This window comes from Fretibacterium fastidiosum, assembly GCF_000210715.1.
GTDB classification, from domain to species: domain Bacteria; phylum Synergistota; class Synergistia; order Synergistales; family Aminobacteriaceae; genus Fretibacterium; species Fretibacterium fastidiosum.
Map to the genome: position 1 here is coordinate 1,894,638 of NC_021038.1, position 2,495 is coordinate 1,897,132.

Genomic DNA, 2,495 nt, shown 5'->3' on the forward strand with positions numbered 1-2,495 from the left:
CGTGGGTGGCCATGGTGAGCCCCACGGAGGCGTTCACGCCCTCCAGGGGGTCCAGCAGCCCGTGGTCCCCGATGCCGCGAAAGTACAGGTAAGCCAGGATCGTCAGGAAGATCAGGAGGTTCCTCCGGCGGCCGGGGCGTGCCTCGTCCGGGACGGGACGCCGGGGTTCCGGGGCGCCCTCTCCCGCGAGGGGCATCTCAGCGCGGGACATCGGCATCGTTGGAGGTCACCTGAAGCAGGTTGCAGCCAAAGAGCGTCAGGGCACTGGGCTCCAGCTCAAAGGGGTGTCGGCCCACGTAGACCCCGTCGATCTTCACATAGTCTCCCCCCCGGAGGCGGGTCAGCGGGTCCGTCACCAGGGGCGCGTAGAACACCGCCAGGAGGTTGTCCCTGGGCACCACGGAGAGGTTTGGGCCGGTGAGCTTCAGCACGTAGCCGTAGTCCCGCAGGCGCTTGATGGAGTTGACGTAGCCGCTGACGACGAGGCGCTTGTCCCGCCAGTGGAGGTCGAAGGAGACTTCGCCCTTCGCGATCTCCCCCGTCAGGAACTCCGCGTCCAGCACGCCGTCCTTCTGGTCCTCGATGCGGCGGGCCACCTGGTGGTAGAGCGTCACGAAAGGCGCGTAGTTGGAGCCCGCCAGGGGCTCCAGGAGCGCCAGGGCGTCCTCCAGGCGGCGGCCGCCGCCGTGTCCGTTGGCGTAGAAGTAGGCCAGCATGTAGTCCGCGTAGGGGTCCTTTCCCCGCACCTTCTCCAGCTCCGTGCGCCACTCCATGGGGCTCCGGGTCTCGCCGCCCAACCCGTACAGGGAGAAGTTCGCCAGCTGCGCCATGGCGCGGCAGTTGCCCTTCTCCGCCGCGCGTCGGTACCACTCCGCGGCCTGGTCCAGGTCCCGGCTGACGCCGTCGCCGCGCTCGAAGAGCCCCGCGACGGCGGCCATGCTGCGCGGGTCCCCGGACGTGAGCATCCACTGGGCGTAGGCCTCCTGAACGTCCCCGCTGGCCTGAAACGCAAGCCCCTCCTCGTAGCTGGCCGGGGCCGGAATGGCCGCCAGTGTCAGGGCCGCCAGGCAGAGCGCGGGGAGGCGACGCAGGGTCCTCATCGCACTGCGCCTCACTTGAGGATGGGGAGGAGCGCCTTGAAGTGCGGCGTTCCGGCCTCGCCCATCATCTGATAGATCACCGTCTCCGCCGGCACCACGAGGGCGCCGAAGCTCCTGACCGCGGCCAGCGCCAGCTCGTGGTTCGTCCCCTCGCGGCTCCCGCAGGCGTCCCGCGGCCAGGACGACCTTTCACCCCCCGGCCCACGAGGTCCATGGCCGTCGCGAGGACGCAGATGTGGGTCTCGATGCCGAAGATCACCGCCGTGTTTCGACCCAGCGCGGTCACCACGGCGTCGAACCCCGCCGCGCCGCAGCAGGAGAAGGAGGTCTTCGTCAGGTTGGGGGTCCCCGCGGGGATCAGCTCCGCGAGCTGCGGCACCGTGGGGCCGATGCCCCTGGGGTACTGCTCCGTCACCACGAGGGGGACCGAGAGCTCCCGTGCCGCGGTCAGGAGCTTTGCGGAGCTCCGGACGACGGCCTCTCCGTTCGAGATGGCCGGCAGAAGCCGCTCCTGAAGGTCCACCATCAGGAAGAACGACGATTGAGCGCTAACGAGCGTGTGCATGTAAGACCACTCCCTATCCTGCAAAGAGCTTCCGAACGAGAAAATTCGCCGTTCAGGACCTTTTTACTTTACTGATTTTCATTATACAATAAGCCCCATATGAAGGAGCAGGGGCCGACATACGCAAAACGCGGGGGCCCCGGCCCGAAAGGGGACAGAGGACGTGGATCGGGGAAGCCTGCGCGGCTCAAAGCGCATCGTCGTCAAGGTCGGGACCAGCTCCATCACGTACCCGACCGGACGCATCAACATCGGAAAAATGGAGCGGCTCGTGCGCGAGGTCTCGGACCTGCACAACTCCGGGCGCAGCGTCATCCTCACGACGTCGGGCGCCGTGGGCGCGGGGGTTGGGAAGCTGGGCCGGATGCCCGAAAGCCTGCCCCAGAAGCAGGCCATGGCCGCCGTGGGGCAGGGGATCCTCATGCAGATGTACGAGAAGTTCTTCAGCGAGTACTCCCAGAGCGTCGCCCAGCTCCTCCTGACGCGGGACTGCTTCTCGAACCCGGAGCGCTACCACAACTCCCGCAACGCGCTCTTCGCCCTGATGGAGTACGGCGTCATCCCCATCGTCAACGAGAACGACACCGTGGCCGTCGAGGAGCTCAAGTTCGGCGACAACGACCGCCTGTCGGCCATGGTGGCCTGCAACGCGGACGCGGACCTCCTGATCATCCTGTCGGACATCGCGGGGCTCTACGACGCCGACCCCCGGCGTAACCCGAACGCGCGCCTCATCCGCGAGGTCAGCGTCATCACGCCGGAGATCGAGGCCTACTCCACGACGCGGGGCAGCAGCATGTCGAGCGGCGGCATGGCCACGAAGCTGGGGG

The 2,495-nt window shown here is 67.5% G+C and carries 4 protein-coding genes; 1 reads left to right on the top strand and 3 read right to left on the bottom strand.

What is annotated here, in order from left to right; all coding sequences use genetic code 11:
* The 3 genes from SY1_RS08790 to SY1_RS08800 all read right to left on the bottom strand — a co-directional run.
* Positions 1 to 211, bottom strand: a 211-nt coding sequence (locus SY1_RS08790; protein WP_208873501.1) for a hypothetical protein, incomplete at its 3' end; no start/stop codon positions are given.
* Positions 198 to 1,100: a tetratricopeptide repeat protein gene (locus tag SY1_RS08795; RefSeq protein ID WP_015556811.1), complete on the bottom strand. Its 903-nt coding sequence runs from the start codon at positions 1,098 to 1,100 to the stop codon at positions 198 to 200. The genes SY1_RS08790 and SY1_RS08795, both read right to left, overlap by 14 nt.
* A gap of 76 nt (positions 1,101 to 1,176) precedes the next feature.
* A complete protein-coding gene (locus SY1_RS08800; protein WP_015556812.1) occupies positions 1,177 to 1,665 on the bottom strand; it encodes an isochorismatase family protein in 489 nt (162 codons plus the stop codon).
* Between the two features lie 163 nt (positions 1,666 to 1,828).
* Here SY1_RS08800 and proB point away from each other — a divergent pair.
* Positions 1,829 to 2,495: glutamate 5-kinase (gene proB / locus SY1_RS08805; protein ID WP_208873503.1), on the top strand; the 667-nt coding region annotated here is incomplete at its 3' end.

Bases quoted from the DNA above. Each gene is read 5' to 3' on its own strand.
- SY1_RS08800 (WP_015556812.1), bottom strand. From the start codon at position 1,665: ATGCACACGCTCGTTAGCGCTCAATCGTCGTTCTTCCTGATGGTGGAC.
- SY1_RS08795 (WP_015556811.1), bottom strand. From the start codon at position 1,100: ATGAGGACCCTGCGTCGCCTCCCCGCGCTCTGCCTGGCGGCCCTGACA.